Below are 16,534 nucleotides of genomic sequence, written 5' to 3'. Positions count from 1 at the left end.
GAGGTGCTCGCGACTCCGTGTCGCGAGCCCTCCCTCGTGGCATGGGGTGCCGTGCGGGTGCCCCGTCCGGCCGCGTGCGGACGTCAGGACAGCCCGGGTATGCCGTCCAGATGCGGCAGATCGTGGTCCAGGCGCTCCCGTTTGGCGCGGAGGTAGCGGATGTTCTCCACACCGGGCGGCATCAGCAGCGGGACCTGTTCGGCGACGGCGATACCGTGCCGCAGCAGGGCCTCGCGCTTGCGCGGGTTGTTGGACAGCAGCCGCACGGACCGGACGCCGAGATCCTGCAGCATCTCCGCCGCGACGCCGTAGTCACGGGCGTCGACCGGCAGCCCGAGCGCGATATTCGCCTCGACCGTGTCCAGCCCGCCCTCCTGCAGCTTCATCGCGCGGAGCTTGGCCAGCAATCCGATACCGCGGCCCTCATGGCCCTGGAGATAGACGAGAATGCCGCGCCCGGCCGCCACGATCGCGCGCAGCGCCGCGGACAATTGGTCGCCGCATTCACAGTGGGTGGAGGCGAAGGCATCACCGGTCAGGCATTCCGAATGCACCCGGGTCAGCACCTGCTCCCCCACGACATCGCCGTGGACCAGGGCCACTTGCTCGATCCCGCTACGGAGGTCCAGATAGCCGACGGCGAGAAATTCACCATAGGTCGTGGGCAGCCTGGCCGTCACCACCCGTTCCACGCCCGGTTTTTGGCCGAGGGCGTCATCGATTGCGACACGGAGGTCAGGGCCGGCAGAGGCGTCGGGGTCCATCATGGCGCGATCGTACCCGCGCGGGTAAATGATCGGCAGAACTCACTCATAATGACAACAAGTATGCTGCGACGCCGTGACAACCACGACTCCGCGAGTCGGCGACGAAAGGCCGCAGCATCCATGACCGCTTCGGGACACCCGACTTCGGCCCCCGGCCCGCTGCCGGCCGACACCACGGAGGAGATACGGGCACGGCGGCCGACGATGGCCGTACTGCCCATCGGCAGCTTCGAACAGCACGGCGCCTTCCTGCCGTTGACCACCGACACCGTCATCGCGTGCACCATCGCCCGCGAGGTGGCCGCCGGCCGTCCCGTCCAGGTGCTGCCGCCGCTGACGGTGTCCTGTTCGCATGAGCACGCCGCCTGGCCGGGAACCGTCAGCATTTCGGCACACACCCTGTATGCGGTCGTCACGGACATCGCCGATTCGCTCCGCCGGTCCGGTATCGACACCCTGATTCTCATCAACGGACATGGCGGAAATTACGTCCTGCGCAATGTGGTTCAGGAATCCGCCGGGCGCGGTGTGCGCATGGCACTGTTCCCCGGATCGGCCGACTGGGACGCGGCGCGCACCCGGGCCGGGGTGGCGACACTGTCCCACACCGATATGCATGCGGGAGAGGTCGAGACGTCCATTCTGCTGTATGCCCATCCCGAATTGGTCAAGGAAGGCTATGAATCGGCGGATTGCGTCGCCGATGACCGGAAGCAGCTGTTGACGCTCGGCATGTCGGCCTATACCGAATCCGGTGTCATCGGGCGGCCGTCACTGGCGTCCGCCCGGAAGGGGCAGGAATTGCTGGCCGGGCTGGCCGAGGCATTCGGCGAATATGCCGCGCTGTTCGGTGACCGGGCGGAAGCCGATGACTGAGCTGCTCGACGCGGCAGCCGCCTGGGACCGGCTGCGGCGCATCCGTACGACGGACGAGGCCCTCGCCGCCGGGATGGTGGCGGACGGGAACGGCGGACTGCGCTGGCAACAGCCCGCCACCGCTGAGGCGTTGGAGCTCGCCGGACGCTATCTGCCGCTCTGCCTGGCCGGCCCACGGGTCGCGATCGCGCAGCTCGGGCAGAGCCTGGACGGCTTCATCGCGACCCGTACCGGCGATGCCGACTATGTCACCGGTGAGGAGGACCGCTGCCATCTGCACCGGCTGCGCGCCCTGTCCGATGCGGTGGTCGTCGGGGCCGGCACCGCCGTGGCGGACGATCCGCGGCTGACCGTCCGCGCCTGTGCGGGCGACAACCCGGTGCGGGTGGTGCTCGATCCGCGGGGCCGGGTGCCGCGGGGCAGCGGGGTGTTCACGGACGGCGCCGCACCGACGCTGTGGGTGGTGGGACCGGAGGTCACCCCCACCGCCCCGGGCACCGGGACCGAGGTTCTGGTGCTGCCGGACGCGGCCGCGTTCGCCCCGGAGCGTCTGCTGGCGACGCTCGCGCGGCGCGGGCTGGGCCGGGTGCTGATCGAGGGAGGCGGGGTCACCGTGTCGCGGTTTCTGCAGGAGCGGGCGCTGCACCGGCTGTATGTCACCGTCGCACCGGTCCTGCTCGGCGACGGCATCCCCGGCCTGCGGTTTCCCGGAACATCCGTCATGCGGGAGGCGCTGCGCCCGCCGCTGCGGCGCACCCTGCTCGGCGAGGACACGCTGTTCGAGCTCGAACTGCGGCCGGACGGTGGGCCGTTCGGCGGAACGGCGGACCAGGAGGGCCTCTCCGGCGGGTCAGGGCCGGAGAGGCCCCGGCCCTGACCCGCCGAACAGCACAACTAGGACGTGTCTCCCCGGGCCGGGGTGGCCTGTGACGCCTGGGGTCGCGCTCCCCCGGCCACCGCAGACGGGACCTCCACGGCACGTTGCCGGATCATCCCGGTAGCCGCAGCGAGGGGAGGCCCCTCCGCTCCGCTCCGCCTCGGCTCTTTGGAGGGAATCCGGATGCCGAGCGGCACGGCACCGGACGCCGCGGGCCGGGCCGCGGAGAGCGGGGAGACCCGTGCCAGCAGCACCACGGCGCCCGGGAGGCTGGCGACGAAGGCGAGTACGCCGTAGATCACGGCGGTGGTGAGTCCCTGTGCCGCGCCCAGTCCGGCGGCGCCGAAGGCCCAGGCGGCGACGCCTTCCCGGGGGCCCCAGCCGCCCACGTTCAACGGCAGCGCCATCGCGAGCAGCGCCAGCACCGCCAGCGGCACCAGTTCGGCGGTCGGTGCGGTGGCCCCCGCGACCCGGGCGGCCAGCACGAACATCCCGAGGTAGCCCGCCAGGACCGCCGCGGACGAGAGCGCCACACCGGGCCAGACACCGCGGGCCAGCAGGCCCTGGCGTGCCTCGGCCACTACGGTGCGCAGGGCGCGTTCGCCGCGGGAGGCGCCCCGGCGCCGGCGCAGCCGCACGGCGACCGCCAGAACCAGCAGACCCGCCGCTGCCACGGACAGGGCCACGACGGGCGAGGCGAGGAAGCGGGCGACCGGTGCCAGGACCGGCGACGGCCGGACGAGCAGTACGACCGCCCCGGTGACGAGCAGCACGACCTGGCCGGCGGTCCGTTCCAGGGCCACCGCGCGGACTCCCCGGCCCAGGTCGCCGGAGCTGCGGCCGTGATGGACGGCGCGGTGCACATCGCCCAGGACGCCACCGGGCAGCGCCGCGTTGAGGAACAGCGCCCGGTAGTAGTCGGCGACGGCCCGGCCGAGGGGCAGCCGCAGACCGACGCCGCGGGCGACCAGGCACCAGCGCCAGGCACTGCACACCGTGGTCAGCACGCCGATGCCGAGCGCGGCCAGCAGGGTGGCCGCGTCGATCCGGCGCAGTCCGGCCAGGAAGGCCTGCGATCCCAGATGCCACACCAGCGCCACCAGGATGCCCAGTCCCGCGAGCAGCCTGAGCCATGCCACCCAGCCGGACCGCTTCATCACTCGCTCCCGGACGGGTGCGGGGGCAGCGCCAGCAGATCGGTGTGGTGCACCGCGACGGTCAGCTCCCCCGCCGCGCACTCCTCCAGCCGCCGGCGCAGATACGCGACGGCCTCGGGTGCCAGCTCCGGCCGCTGGGCGTGCGCGGCACCGACCCAGCCGCGCAGCCATTCGGCGGTCAGCGCGGATTCGGCACAGCCGAGCCGCCACGGGCTGGACTGCACCAGCACCCTCGCACCGCGCCGTTCGAACGCCGCCACCGCCGCCGCGACCGCGTCCGGACCGAGCAGTGCCCGGCCCTGGTCCGTGCGGCGCTGATGGTCGTTGAAGGCATCGGTGATCTCGGCGTCGAACGGGTCGGACGGGCTCAGCTCGACCCGCCCTGCGACGGAGAGGGCCAGCAGCGCCGGGGTGCCCGCGCCCACACAGGCCTCGGCGAGGTCTTCCACCTCGTCGCGGGTGAGCAGATCCAGCAGCGCGGAGGCGGTGACCAGTGAGGTGCCGGCGAAGTCGTCGGCGGTGAGCGCGGCCAGATCGCCGCGCGCGGTGGTGGCGGCAACGGGCGTGCCGTCGGCGGCCGTTACCGGCATCCGCGCACCGGCGAGATCGAGCAGCGCGGGATCCAGGTCGTGCAGGATCCACTGCTGCGGGCCGGGCAGCCGGACGGCGAGCCAGCGCCCCATCGAGCCGATGCCACAGCCGAGATCGCGGATCACCAGACCGTGGGGGCTGCCGGGCGGGCCCGCCGGGGCGGTCCGCGCCGCCAGCCACGCCCGCAGCGGGCGCAGCAGCTCGGGTGCCCGGGCCGCGGCGTCGGCACGCTCCCGCAAATCCAGCCACCGCGGGGCGAATCGGGGCCGGTCGGGCGCGCTCATCGCGTGCTCCGGAGCTTGTGCCGAAGCTGTTCCAGCACTCCGGCCAGACTGTGCGACGTCATCTCCCACCCCTCCAGCATGGCACGCCGTCCGCGCGCCGAACTCCTGACCCGGTCACGCAGTTGTGGATCGCCGAGCCAGCCGCGCAGCGCATCGGTGAGCGCCGCGGGCCGGCCGGGCGGTACGAGCAGACCGGGCACACTCCCGTCGGGGGCCTGCCCGACCGCTTCCGGTACGCCGTCCACCGACGTCGCCAGCACGGGAATCCCGCGCGCCAGCGCCTCGGTGACGACCATGCCGTAGGTCTCGGCGTACGAGGTGAGCACCAGCAGGTCGGCGGCGGCATAGCTCGCCTCCAGGTCCGCGCCCGCCCGTGGCCCGGTGAAGGTGATCCGGTCGCCGAGGCCGAACGTGTCCACCGCGCCGCGGAGTCGGTCGACGTATCCGGGGTCGCGATCGAGCGCGCCGACACATGCGCAGCTCCACGGCAGCTCGGTGACGGTCGCCAGCGCGTCGATCAGCCGGTGCTGTCCCTTGCGCGGGGTGACCGCGGCGACGCACAGCAGTCCGGTGGCGCCGTCGGTGCCGGGCGCGAGGGGCGCCGGGTCGGCGCCGGGAAGGACGGCGTGGACGCGCGCGGCCGCCAGTCCGTGGTGCGTGACGAGCCGGCGGGCGGCCCATTCGCTGGTGGCCACGACGGCCTCCACGGCGTGCAGCGTGCGGTGTTCGCGGGCGTCCAGCTCCGCGGCCAGGGCGGGGTCGAGTCCGGTCTCGTCACCCAGCGGGAGGTGCACCAGGACAGCGAGCCGCAGCCGTGCCGCCTCGGGGGCGAGGATCTCGGGGACGCCGCAGGCGACCAGGCCGTCGAGGAGGACCACGGCGCCGTCCGGCAACGCCGCCAGCCGCTGCGCCAGCGCCGCGCAGGCCGTGGCGTCCGGCCGCGGCCAGCTGCCGGGCAGTGCGTACGGGCGGACCTGCCAGCCCGCGGCCGGGAGGTCGCGGCACACCCGGCGGTCGTAGGTGTTGCCACCGCTGGGTGCCGCCGGATCGTCGACGTCACCGGGAAGGACGAAGTGCACCACCCGCTCCGCGGCGGTGGCGCCGGTACGGGTCACAGAGTGCGCTCGTACGTCGCCCAGGCGATGTGTGACTCATGCAGGGTGACCGATATCCCGGCCAGCTCGCGGGCGCCCTCGCCGAGGTTGCCCGCCTCGATACGGTCGGCGAGCCGGTCGGCGATGACCTTGGCCAGGGCCTCCGTCGAGGTGTTGATACCGGCGAAGGCGGGCTCGTCGTCGAGATTGCGGTAGTTCAGCTCCCCGACCACGCCGCCGAGTTCCTGGGTGGCCAGGCCGATGTCGACAACGATGTTGTCGGCGTCGAGCTCCGCACGGCGGAAGGTCGCGTCCACGATGAAGGTCGCGCCGTGCAGACGCTGCGCGGGGCCGAAGACCGCGCCACGGAAGCTGTGGGCGACCATCAGGTGATCGCGGACGGTGATGCTGAACAAGGCCGTTCCTCCGGTGTGATGTCGGTCTCAGTGGCGGTGTCGCCGGGGCGGAATTCAGGGCGGTTTCGAGAGGGCATCGAGGGGGCTTCGAGGGGGTTCAGCCGTCCGCCGGTGCGTACCGGATGCGGTGGCACAGCGCCGGGAGGTCGCCGGAGGCGAGCCGGGGCAGCACCCCCGGCAGCTCCTCGAAGGCCGACTCGCCGGTGATCAGTGCGTCGAAGGCGGGGTCGGCGAGGAGGTCCAGGGCGACGGCGAGCCGGTCGGCGAAGGTACGGCGGGCGCGACGGGCCGGGGAGACCGCGCCCACCTGACTGCTGCGGACGACCAGCCGGCGGGAGTGGAAGGCCTCCCCCAACGGCAGGCTGACCTGCCGGTCTCCGTACCAGCTCAGCTCGATGACGGTGCCTTCCGGGGCGAGCAGTTCGAGCGAGCGCGCCAGCCCTTCCTCGGTGGCGCTGGCGTGGACGACGAGATCGCAGTCGCCCAGGGCGTGCTGCGGCAGCGCGAAGTCCACGCCCAGTGCCTTGGCGGTCGCCTCCCGCGCGGGGTCGGCGTCCACCAGCTGCACCCGGACCGCGGGGTAGCGGGCGAGGACCGCGGCGACACTGCAGCCCACCATGCCCGCGCCGATCACCGCGATCCGGTCGCCGACCAGCGGCGCGGCGTCCCACAGCGCGTTCACCGCGGTCTCCACCGTGCCCGCCAGTACGGCACGCGGGGCGGGGACGGAGTCGGGTACCAAAGTGACGGCGCTCGCCGGGACGACATAGTGCGTCTGGTGCGGATAGAGGCAGAAGACCGTGCGGCCCACCAGCGCGGACGGCCCTTCCTCGACGAAACCGACATTGAGGTAGCCGTATTTGAGGGGTGCGGGAAAGTCGCCTTCCTGGAAGGGCGCCCGCATCACGGAATGCTGGCTTTCGGGGACGCCGCCACGGAAGACGAGGGTCTCCGTTCCGCGGCTGACTCCGGACCAGAGTGTGCGCACCAGAACCTCATCGGCACGGGGTTCCGGCAGCGGTACCGTCCGGATTTCACCCTGACCTGGAGTGTTTAGCCAAAACGCACAAGCGACGCGCGGCATCGGAATCCTCCTGGACGCTCTGGCGATGATTCGTCGATGCTGGGGATCATGAGAACGCCGTCACCATACGCGGCGCCTCTCGACTCCGCCACACATCCCGGGAGGCATGGTGGCCGTACAAGAGCGTTACGACACAAGGCCGTTCGGACCGGACATTACGGCGGGCATGGGGGTGCAGCTGCTCGTACTGGAAGCGCTCCGCCGGGTGGCCGGTCTGGGCACCACGGGGTGGCTGACGGGCTGCGCGTTCGCCGTGGCCACCTGGGTCGTGCTCACCCTCGCGCTGCGCCGGTCGTGGACCCCGTCGTTCGGCATCGCCAACCGCGTCACCCTGGCCCGCACGATCCTCGTCGGCGGGGTGACGGCGCTGGTCGCGGACTCCTTCGAGCGGCGGGCCCCGGTCGTGGTGCTGGTCACGCTCGCCGCCGTGGCACTGGTCCTGGACGCGGTGGACGGTCAGGTGGCCCGGCGCACCGGCACGGTGACACCACTGGGGGCGCGCTTCGACATGGAGGTCGACGCCTTCCTGATCCTGGTGCTCTGTGTTTATCTCGCGATGCCTCTGGGTGCCTGGGTGCTGGCCATCGGCCTCATGCGGTACGTCTTCGTCGCGGCGTCCTGGCTGTGGCCGTGGCTGCGTGGCGCGCTGCCGCACAGCATGGCCCGGAAGACCGTGGCCGCGCTGCAAGGGGTCGTGCTGGTCGTGGCCGGTGCCGGAGTGCTGCCGATGGCCTCGGCGGCCACCGCGGTGAGCGGTGCGCTGGCGCTGCTCGTGTGGTCCTTCGGCCGTGATGTCGCCTGGCTGTGGCGGGTCAGGGGGCTCACGGGCGGCCCGGCTGTGGTGAGTGGCCCGGACCGGGCCGGGGCCGGCCCGCGCGCTATGTCCCGGCGTGCCGGCCCAGATAGATGACGAGCGCGAGGAAGACCAGCAGCAGATGGCTGACGACGAAGTAGAGGAACACCCGTCGCCACAGGCTGCGCCGGGGGACCCGGTGGGTGAGCAGTACCGCGCCGGGCAGCCGCGCCAGCTGGGTCCCGGGACGGACCGCGGTCGCCCGGGGCCGCCGGACACCGCAGCGCGCCGAGGGGTGCGGGCGGACGGTGCTCTCCGGGCAGGCACGGCCGTGTCCGCGTGCCGTACGGATCGTCCCGCGGCCAGGCGGGCGCCCCCGGCAGGGGCGTACGGCGCCCGGACCGGAGGACTTGGGTATGCAGGTGCGGGAGCGGACCGCCCGCCAGGGCGGCGGCCCCTTACGCCGGGGTGCGCCGGACATCCGCGATCACCCTGTTCCGGTGGGGCACATACGGACCGTTCCCGTCCGGCCGGTATTCGTGCAGCGGAGCGAGCGGTTCACGAGACCGCCCCCACACCGCCGGTCGCCGGCACGCCACCGGCCGTCGGTCGTCCGCGGGCGTCGGCCTGTCGGAGTTCGGCGAGGAGGGCATGCTGCCCGGTGAGCACCTCGGTCAGGGCCCGGCGGGCGGCCCGCAGCAGCTCCGTGACCTCGCCGCCGGCCAGCTCGTAGACGACGGTGGAACCGCTGCGGGTGGCCGTCACCAGGCCCGAGCGGCGCAGGACCGCCAGCTGCTGGGAGAGCGCGGACGGCTCCACCCCGATCGCGGAGAGCAGACCGCTCACCGGCATCGGTCCGCTCTGGAGCAGTTCCAGCACCCGGATACGGACCGGATGGCCCAGCATCCGGAAGAAATCGGCCTTGGCCTGACAGACCGGGAACCACGCACCGTTCATGTCCGCGCCCCGCTCCCGGGACCGGCCGCGGCCCACACCGCACACACCCGTTCCCCTGCCGATTCGGCGAAACCGCCCACGCATGTCCTCCGCGTTCAGGCCGCACGGCCATCGCGTCATCTGTTGAATTGCGGAATTCTGCAACTGTAGACGACAGGGGCGGGCGACTTGAATGGGTGTGGCGGACAAACCGGTGCGGGCGCGGTACGGGACACGGCCCGGCGCGCCCTCGTCCGCCCGCTCACCACCCGGACCTCGCCCGACGAACTCTGTGGCCTCCGCGCGCAGTTGTCGCACGGGCCGGGTGAGACCGTCCAGGACGGGCATCGGGACCAGGCCCACAGCGGCCACGGGTGCCACAGCCCCCGACGCCCCGTGCCCCGTGCCTCGGAATTCCGGTGGACAGCCCCACCCCCCAACCACATAGTGACGCCCATGACTTCACTGGTACGTCACCTCACGATCGACTGCACCGACGCCTATCGCCTGGCGGGCTTCTGGGCGGAGGTGCTGGACGGCTCACTGGCCGAGGACGATCTGCCGGGCGATCCGGAGGCCACGGTCACGGCGGCGGGCGGTGCGCTGCTGTTCGTCACGGTGCCCGAGGCCAAGGCCGGCAAGAACCGGGTGCACCTGGATCTGCAGCCGCAGGACCGGGACCGGGACGACGAGGTCGAACGGCTGCTGGCGCTCGGCGCGACCCTGGTGGCCGACCATCGGCGGGCGGACGGGACCGGGTGGGTGACGCTGGCCGATATCGAGGGCAATGAGTTCTGTGTGGAGCGCAGCGCGGCGGAGCGGGCGGGCTGAGCCTGCCTCAGTCCTGCGGGGACCGGGCGGCCGCGAGGCGCTCCTGTGCCTCGGCGAGGTCCTCCTCGGTCGGGGCGTCGTCCTGACTGAGCGTGCGGCGCCAGTACCCGCTGAAGTCGATCTGCCGTTTGCCGATACCGCGCTCCTCGACCAGATGCCGCCGGAGCGCACGGACCGCGCCCGCCTCACCGGCCAGCCAGGCGAAGACCGGTCCCGGCGGGAAGGTGAGGGCGCGCACGGCCGCCGGCAAGGCGTCATGGCGCCCGTCCGCGTGCACCCATCGCACGGTGAGGTCCGCCCGGGTCGTGAAGAGCTGCTCCTCGGCCGCGCCGGCCACCGCGATGCAGGCCAGCGCGCGGGTGCCGGCCGGCAGTGCCTCGACGAGGGAGCCGATAGCCGGTAGTGCGGTCGCGTCGCCGGCCAGCAGCAGCCAGTCGGCCCGGTCGAGCGGGAGCGGCTTGGCGTACTGGGCCGCCGGTCCGTACCGGGCGAGGAGGTCGCCCACGGCGGCTGTGGCCGCCCACCGGGTCGCCGGGCCGGCCGTCGCCGTCGTGCCGTGCAGCACGAAGTCGATGGTGATCCGGTGCCGGACGGGGTCGTAGGAGCGCACCGTATAGCTGCGCATCCACGGCCGTTCGTCCTCGGGGAGGGCGAGGAACGCCTGGTACCAGCGCATCGCGTCGCCGTCGGCGGTGGTGTCGGGCAGCCGGGGCGCGCGGTGGCCCGGCCTGGGGAAGAGCAGCTTGAGCTGCTGGTCGGGCCAGGTCGGGAAGTCGTCGAGGCCGTCACCGGCGAAGGTGATACGGACCATGTGCGGGGTGATCCGCCGGACGTCGGTGACCTGGATGAGCGCGACGGGCACGGCCGTCATCGGGTCCTCCATGGGAGAGCAGGGCCAGGGGGTGTCTCCCCCTGGAGCCCGTCCGGCGGCCGGCGTGGGCTGATCCACGCCCACCCGCCGGCCAGGCCCAAGGACGGGGACTTACGCGGTGGGTGTCTTGAGGTAGCTCCGCAGATGGCGTGCCGTCAGCGAATCGCCGGTGGCGACGAGATCGGCGGGGGTGCCGGTGAAGACCACCCGGCCGCCGTCCTGGCCGGCGCCGGGGCCGAGGTCGACGATCCAGTCGGCGTGGGCCATCACGGCTTGGTGGTGCTCGATGACGATGACGGTGTTGCCGTCGTCGACCAGCCGGTCGAGCAGGCCCAGCAGCTGGTCCACATCGGCGAGATGCAGTCCGGTGGTCGGCTCGTCGAGGACGTAGACGGCGCCCCGCTCCGCCATGTGAAGGGCGAGTTTGAGCCGCTGCCGTTCGCCGCCGGAGAGGGTGGTGAGCGGCTGGCCCAGACCGATATAGCCCAGGCCCACCTCCGCGAGCCGGTCGAGGACGGTGCGGGCCTGCCCGGTGGGGAAGAACTCCCGGGCCTCGGCCACCGACATGGCGAGGACCTCACTGATGTTCTTGCCGCGCAGGGTGTAGGTGAGGACCTTGGGGGTGAACCGCTTGCCCTCGCACTCTTCGCAGACCGAGGCCACCCCCGCCATCATCGCGAGGTCGGTGTAGACCAGGCCGATGCCCTTGCAGGTGGGACAGGCCCCTTCGGAGTTGGCGCTGAACAGGGCGGCCTTGACGCCGTTGGCCTTGGCGAACGCCGTACGGACCGGCCCGAGCAGCCCCGTGTAGGTGGCCGGGTTGGACCGCCGGGAACCCCGGATCGGGGACTGGTCGGCGATGATCACGCCGTCCCTGCCGGGCAGTGACCCATGGATCAGGGAGCTCTTGCCCGACCCCGCGACACCGGTGACGACGGTGAGCACCCCGAGCGGGATGCCGACGCTGACGTCCTTGAGGTTGTGGGCGTTCGCGCCGCTGATCGATATCTCTCCCACGGGGCGCCGTACCTGCTCGCGCAGCGTGGCGCGGTGGTCGAGATGACGCCCGGTCAGGGTGCCGGAGGCGCGGAGCGCGGCGACATCGCCGGTGAAGCAGACCTCTCCCCCGGCGGATCCGGCTCCCGGGCCGAGATCGACCACATGGTCGGCGATCTCGATCGTCTCGGGCTTGTGCTCGACGACCAGGACGGTGTTGCCCTTGTCGCGCAGCCGCCGCAGCAGGTCGTTCATCCGCTGGATGTCATGCGGGTGCAGTCCGGTGGTCGGCTCGTCGAAGACATAGGTGACATCGGTCAGGCTGGAGCCGAGGTGACGGACCATCTTCACCCGCTGGGCCTCACCACCGGACAGCGTGGCGGACTCCCGGTCCAGGCTCAGATAGCCCAGGCCGATCTCGACGAGCGAGTCGAGGGTGTGGCAGAGGGTGGCGACCAGCGGGGCCACGGCGGGGTCGTCGATGCCCCGGACGAAGGTGACCAGGTCACTGATCTGCAGGGCCGAGCACTCGGCGATATTGCGGCCGGCGATCCGGGAGCCGAGCGCGGCCGGATTGAGGCGGGCACCGCCGCAGGCACCGCAGGCGGTGAAGGTCACCGCCCGGTCGACGAAGGCCCGGATGTGCGGCTGCATGGCGGCGCGGTCCTTGGCGAGATAGGTGCGCTGCACCCGTACCAGCAGGCCTTCGTAGTTGATGTGGGAGGTGCCCACCTTGATCTTGGTGGCGGGCTTGTGCAGGAAGTCGTCCCACTGGGCGGGGGTGTAGTCCTTGAGCTTGACGTCCGGGTCGAAGAATCCGGAGTGGGCGAGGGTCTGCCAGTACCACGAGCCGACGGTGAAGCCGGGAGCGGTGATCGCGCCCTCGTTGAGGGAGAGTTCGGTGTCCAGCAGCTCGTCGGTGTCGATCGCCGAGACCCGGCCGAGACCCTCGCATTCCTGGCACATGCCCTCGGCGCTGTTGAAGCTGAAGGCGGTGGAGGTACCGGCGTGCGGGGCGCCGAGGCGGCTGAAGATGATCCGCAGCATGGTGTGGGCATCGGTCGCGGTGCCGACCGTGGAGCGGGAGTTGGCGCCCATCCGTTCCTGGTCCACGACGATCGCCGCGCTCAGATTGCGCAACGCGTCGACATCGGGACGCCCCTGGCTCGGCATGAAGGACTGGATGAAGGCCGTATAGGTCTCGTTGATGAGCCGCTGCGACTCGGCGGCGATGGTGCCGAAGACCAGGGAGGACTTCCCCGAGCCGGAGACACCGGTGAAGACCGTGAGACGGCGTTTGGGTATGTCGAGCGAGATATCGGCGAGATTGTTCTCCCTGGCGCCGCGGACCTGGATCATGTCGTGACTGTCCGCGGCGGATGTTTCGCCGTTGCCCGGCCGCCGGCCGGTCTGCTGGTCCCCCATGTGTGCTGCCACCCCTCCTGATATCTTTACACCGTAAAGAGTTCGCTCGGGGACGTTACTTTATGGCGTAAGGAGTCGCAAGTGGTGGTTTTCGCGGGCCAGGGCGACGCCCGTCGTTCGATGGCGCTGTTGTGGCGTGCGGAAGGTGCCGCCGGCACGCGGACGCGACGGTGGCCGGGACCCAAACCGGCACTGAGCGTGGCAGCGATCGTCGATGCCGGGGTGGCGGTCGCCGACGCGGACGGCATGGCGGCGCTGTCCATGCGCGCGGTCGGCGAGCGCCTGGGGCGTACCGCGATGGCGCTCTACACCTACGTCCCCGGCAAGAGCGAGCTGGTGGACCTGATGTACGACCAGGTGCTGGCCGAGCTGCCCACCGACTACGACCTGACGCCGGGCTGGCGCGCCGCGGTGACCTCCTGGGCCGAGGACACCTGGGAGTTCTACCTCCGCCACCCCTGGGTGCTCCAGGTCTCCCAGGCGCGTCCGGTGCTCGGCCCCCATGAGTACCGCGCACTGGAGACACTGCTCCGCCTGCTGTACGCGACGGAGCTGAGCTCCGCGGTGCTGCGGCGGGTCGTCGGGGCGCTGTTCCACTTCATCCGCGGCGCCGCGCAGACCGTGGCGGAATCACGGCTGGCCGCGGCCTCGACGGGGGTCTCCGACGAGGAGTGGTGGCAGGCCCGTTCCGGCATGCTGACCGAGATGGTCCCCGACTTCGCGGAGCGCTTTCCGCTCCTGGTCCGGCTGGAGACCGAGGGCGCCGCTCCGGACCCGGGCGACTCGGTCCCCTATATGGAACGCGAGGCGAGGAGCACCTTCGACATCGGGCTGAGCGTCCTCCTGGACGGCATCGAGACGGCGATCCGTCAGGGCCGCTGACCGCTCCCCCGCGGGCGGTGGTCCGCCTTCCCCGCGGCCGTTGGGGTGATCAAGCGGGCTCACTGCCCCCGGGCCGGTGTCGTCGGCCGGGCTTGGCGCGTTGGTCTTCCGTGACCGTTTTCCGCGCCCGACCGTGGTTTCTGCCGACCAGCCTCGCGGCCTTCCTGACCGAGGTGTGGCCGGACGGGCCGGCTGACGACCCGTCGGGTACCCGGCCCGACGCCGGACCCGACGCATCGTCGGGTACTCCGTCCGACACCCCGCCCGATACCCGGTCAGCTGATTCCGGGCCGGCCGATTGCGGACCGCGCCCCGGTCCGTCCGATGCCCCCGAAAAGGCCCCGGAAAAGCCCGCTGACCGGCCCTGATGGCGGGCCCGACGACGGGCCGGGGGAACGGAGCTGACGGCGCGTCGAAAGCTGGCGTCTGCACACACCGTGACGATCGGGTCACCACATGTGGCGAGCCGGAGTGATCACCCATAGCTTCGCCTCATGGTGCTACGACACGTGAAATACATGGGCTGCGTCGCCGCGATGATGATCGGCGGCCTGGGTGCGGCTTCACCGTGCGACGCTCCGGGACGCCATGTCGTCCACGCAGGGGAGTCGATCCAACGCGCGGTGAACAAGGCAAGGCCGGGTGACACCATCGTCATCCGGCCCGGACGCTACAGAGAGAGCGTGCAGATCAACAAGTCCCGGCTGCACCTGGTGGGTGCGGGCCGGAAGACGGTGATCACTCCGTCGGGCAAACGGACCACCAACGCCTGCGGGCAGGCCGGCCACGGCATCTGCGTCGTCGGGAAGAACAGAGCGCTCCGGGACGTCAGCATTCGCTCGCTGACCGTCAGCGGCGCCAAGAAGACCGGGATCTGGGCCTCCGCGACCGACCGGCTCTCGGTACACCACGTGACCGTGCGGAAGAGCGGCGTGTGGGGCATCGCGCAGGAGAAGTCCATCCGGGGCATCTTCCGGGACAACACTCTCGTCGACAACGGCGACGCGGGCATCTTCCTCGCGAACAAGACCAAGGAAGAAGGCGGCGGCTCCGACACCCGGGGCGCCGTGATCAGCGACAACTACCTCGCGGGTAACCGGATCGGGGTCACGATCCGGCGGGTCAGAAACCTGACGGTCAGCTACAACACCATGACCAGGAACTGCGGTGGGGTGTTCGTCGTCGGCGACGAGTCCCGCCCCCAGGCCGGAGCGCTGACGGTCCGGAACAACTCCATCTACAAGAACAACAAGTTCTGCAAGGGGAACAGCCGGCTGCCGGACATCCAGGGCTCCGGCATCGTGCTCACCGGCGCCGAGCACGTCCTGGTGCGGCGCAATGTGATCCGGGACCACCACGGCAAGTCCCCGCTCTCCGGCGGTGTCGTGCTGTTCCACAGCTTCGTGAAGGTGCTCAACCACCACAACGTCATCAGCCACAACATCGTGCTGCACAACAAGCCGGTGGACCTGGCCAACCGGGACCTCCCCGGCAAGGGGAACCGGTTCATCCACAACGTCTGCCGGACCTCGGAGCCGGCCGGGCTGTGCCGACGGCTGCACCGGGACGGGCTGAACCCGTCCGCCACGGGAGAATAGAGGCGCAATGACCACCGTAAGTCCCACTCCCCAGCCGGCCATGCAGCTCCGGGAGCTCATCTTCGGAGCCGCGTGTGCGGCGGCCGTACGGGCGGCGGCGCGCCTCGGCGTCGCCGACGCACTCGGCGACCGGCCCACCACCGCGGAGGAACTGGCCGCCGCGGTGCAGACCGAGCCGCGGCCGCTGGACCGGCTGCTGCGCGCGCTGTCCTGCTACGGGATCTTCGCCGAGACCGACGACGGGAAGTACGTCCACACGGAGATGTCCCGGCTGCTGCGGGAGGACACCCCGAACAGCCTGCGCTACATCTCCCTGTGGTGCACGGAGCCGTGGACCTGGGAGGCCTGGCCGCGGCTGGACGACGCGGTGCGCTCCGGCCGCAGCGTCTTCGACGACCTGTACGGCAAGGGGTTCTTCGACTACCTGCACCAGGACGCACGGGAGTCCGCCGAGGTCTTCGACCGGGCGATGACCACGTCCAGCAAGCAGTCGGCGCAGGACATCGCGGGGCTGCTCGATCTGAGCGGGGCGTCCTCGGTGGCGGACATCGGCGGTGGCCAGGGGCATGTCCTTGCCAGCCTGCTGGAGAAGTACCCCACGCTCCAGGGCACCCTGCTCGATCTGCCCACGGTCGTGGCGAACCCGGACCCGCGGCTGCGGGACGGCGGTGCGCTGGCCCCGCGGGTACGGATCGTGCCCGGGGACTGCCGCGACGACATCCCGGTCCAGGCCGATGTCTACATCATCAAGAACATCCTGGAGTGGGACGACGAGAGCACCCGCAGAACGCTGCGGAACGTGGTCAGGGCCGCCCGTCCCGGCGCCCGCGTCGTGATCATCGAGAACCTCGTCGATGACAGCCCCTCCATGAAGTTCACCACCGCCATGGATCTGCTGCTGCTGCTCAATGTCGGCGGCGCCAAGCACACCAAGGCGAGCCTGGTCAGCCGGATGGCCGAGGCGGGTCTGAAGGTCGGCGACATCCTGGTCGTCAACCCGTATCTGCACGCCTTCGAATGCACCGTCCCCGAATGAGAAGGTCCGGGCACGGCAGG

Annotated in this window: 17 protein-coding genes; 7 read left to right on the top strand and 10 right to left on the bottom strand. The window is 71.4% G+C overall.

What is annotated here, in order from left to right:
- Positions 1-83: 83 nt before the first annotated feature.
- Complete coding sequence (gene ribA, locus SLV14N_RS35665; protein ID WP_208688264.1) at positions 84-764, bottom strand: GTP cyclohydrolase II; 681 nt, start codon at positions 762-764, stop codon at positions 84-86.
- Positions 765-887: 123 nt separating this feature from the next.
- Here ribA and SLV14N_RS35660 point away from each other — a divergent pair, with 123 nt between their 5' ends.
- Entirely contained in the window at positions 888-1,643 is a 756-nt protein-coding gene (locus SLV14N_RS35660; RefSeq protein WP_263272587.1) for a creatininase family protein, read from the top strand.
- Entirely contained in the window at positions 1,636-2,520 is an 885-nt protein-coding gene (locus tag SLV14N_RS35655) for a RibD family protein (protein WP_263272586.1), read from the top strand. The genes SLV14N_RS35660 and SLV14N_RS35655 overlap by 8 nt, the downstream gene beginning before the upstream one ends.
- A gap of 17 nt (positions 2,521-2,537) precedes the next feature.
- Here the strand turns inward: SLV14N_RS35655 and SLV14N_RS35650 are convergent, their stop codons facing one another.
- From SLV14N_RS35650 to SLV14N_RS35630, 5 genes are all read right to left on the bottom strand, one after another.
- Positions 2,538-3,677: a lysylphosphatidylglycerol synthase transmembrane domain-containing protein gene (locus tag SLV14N_RS35650; protein ID WP_263272585.1), complete on the bottom strand. Its 1,140-nt coding sequence runs from the start codon at positions 3,675-3,677 to the stop codon at positions 2,538-2,540.
- Entirely contained in the window at positions 3,677-4,552 is an 876-nt protein-coding gene (locus tag SLV14N_RS35645; RefSeq protein WP_263272584.1) for a class I SAM-dependent methyltransferase, read from the bottom strand. The genes SLV14N_RS35650 and SLV14N_RS35645 overlap by 1 nt, the downstream gene beginning before the upstream one ends.
- On the bottom strand, positions 4,549-5,667 hold the full coding sequence (locus SLV14N_RS35640) for a glycosyltransferase family 4 protein (RefSeq protein ID WP_263272583.1): 1,119 nt from the start codon (positions 5,665-5,667) through the stop codon (positions 4,549-4,551). The genes SLV14N_RS35645 and SLV14N_RS35640 overlap by 4 nt, the downstream gene beginning before the upstream one ends.
- Positions 5,664-6,062 (bottom strand): 6-carboxytetrahydropterin synthase, encoded by a 399-nt coding sequence (locus tag SLV14N_RS35635; protein ID WP_018091685.1) that lies wholly within the window; start codon positions 6,060-6,062, stop codon positions 5,664-5,666. Before SLV14N_RS35635 ends, SLV14N_RS35640 begins: the two co-directional genes overlap by 4 nt.
- Before the next feature lie 97 nt (positions 6,063-6,159).
- Positions 6,160-7,146 (bottom strand): zinc-binding alcohol dehydrogenase, encoded by a 987-nt coding sequence (locus tag SLV14N_RS35630; RefSeq protein WP_263272582.1) that lies wholly within the window; start codon positions 7,144-7,146, stop codon positions 6,160-6,162.
- Positions 7,147-7,312: 166 nt separating this feature from the next.
- Here SLV14N_RS35630 and SLV14N_RS35625 point away from each other — a divergent pair, with 166 nt between their 5' ends.
- Positions 7,313-8,056, top strand: coding sequence for a CDP-alcohol phosphatidyltransferase family protein (locus tag SLV14N_RS35625; RefSeq protein WP_208686755.1), 744 nt, complete (start codon positions 7,313-7,315; stop codon positions 8,054-8,056).
- Here SLV14N_RS35625 and SLV14N_RS35620 read toward each other — a convergent pair.
- Together SLV14N_RS35620 and SLV14N_RS35615 are read right to left on the bottom strand one after the other, a co-directional pair.
- Positions 8,025-8,420 carry a DUF6126 family protein gene (locus SLV14N_RS35620; protein ID WP_208686753.1) on the bottom strand — a complete coding sequence of 132 codons (396 nt, stop codon included), beginning with the start codon at positions 8,418-8,420 and terminating at the stop codon, positions 8,025-8,027. The two genes, SLV14N_RS35625 and SLV14N_RS35620, sit on opposite strands and share 32 nt — an antisense overlap.
- Positions 8,421-8,497: 77 nt before the next feature.
- Entirely contained in the window at positions 8,498-8,896 is a 399-nt protein-coding gene (locus tag SLV14N_RS35615; RefSeq protein ID WP_263272581.1) for a metalloregulator ArsR/SmtB family transcription factor, read from the bottom strand.
- A gap of 435 nt (positions 8,897-9,331) precedes the next feature.
- Here SLV14N_RS35615 and SLV14N_RS35610 point away from each other — a divergent pair, with 435 nt between their 5' ends.
- Positions 9,332-9,706 (top strand): VOC family protein, encoded by a 375-nt coding sequence (locus SLV14N_RS35610; RefSeq protein ID WP_263272580.1) that lies wholly within the window; start codon positions 9,332-9,334, stop codon positions 9,704-9,706.
- Between the two features lie 7 nt (positions 9,707-9,713).
- Here the strand turns inward: SLV14N_RS35610 and SLV14N_RS35605 are convergent, their stop codons facing one another.
- Complete coding sequence (locus tag SLV14N_RS35605; RefSeq protein WP_208686748.1) at positions 9,714-10,577, bottom strand: siderophore-interacting protein; 864 nt, start codon at positions 10,575-10,577, stop codon at positions 9,714-9,716.
- A gap of 111 nt (positions 10,578-10,688) precedes the next feature.
- Entirely contained in the window at positions 10,689-12,998 is a 2,310-nt protein-coding gene (locus tag SLV14N_RS35600; RefSeq protein ID WP_263273390.1) for an excinuclease ABC subunit UvrA, read from the bottom strand.
- A gap of 81 nt (positions 12,999-13,079) precedes the next feature.
- On the opposite strand from SLV14N_RS35600, the gene SLV14N_RS35595 reads away from it, so the two are divergent.
- The 3 genes from SLV14N_RS35595 (at position 13,080) to SLV14N_RS35585 (ending at position 16,514) form a co-directional block, all read left to right on the top strand.
- A complete protein-coding gene (locus tag SLV14N_RS35595) occupies positions 13,080-13,880 on the top strand; it encodes a TetR/AcrR family transcriptional regulator (protein WP_263272579.1) in 801 nt (266 codons plus the stop codon).
- A gap of 494 nt (positions 13,881-14,374) precedes the next feature.
- Positions 14,375-15,478 carry a nitrous oxide reductase family maturation protein NosD gene (locus tag SLV14N_RS35590; protein ID WP_259670622.1) on the top strand — a complete coding sequence of 368 codons (1,104 nt, stop codon included), beginning with the start codon at positions 14,375-14,377 and terminating at the stop codon, positions 15,476-15,478.
- A 7-nt stretch (positions 15,479-15,485) separates the two neighbouring features.
- Positions 15,486-16,514, top strand: a complete 1,029-nt coding sequence (locus SLV14N_RS35585; RefSeq protein ID WP_208686745.1) for a methyltransferase — start codon at positions 15,486-15,488, stop codon at positions 16,512-16,514.
- Positions 16,515-16,534: the final 20 nt, after the last annotated feature.

The sequence above is a fragment of the Streptomyces sp. Je 1-4 4N24 genome (genome assembly GCF_026239515.1).
Taxonomy (GTDB): Bacteria; Actinomycetota; Actinomycetes; order Streptomycetales; family Streptomycetaceae; genus Streptomyces; species Streptomyces nigrescens.
Note: the sequence above shows the minus strand (reverse complement) of the source record. Positions and strands in the feature narration are given on the sequence as shown.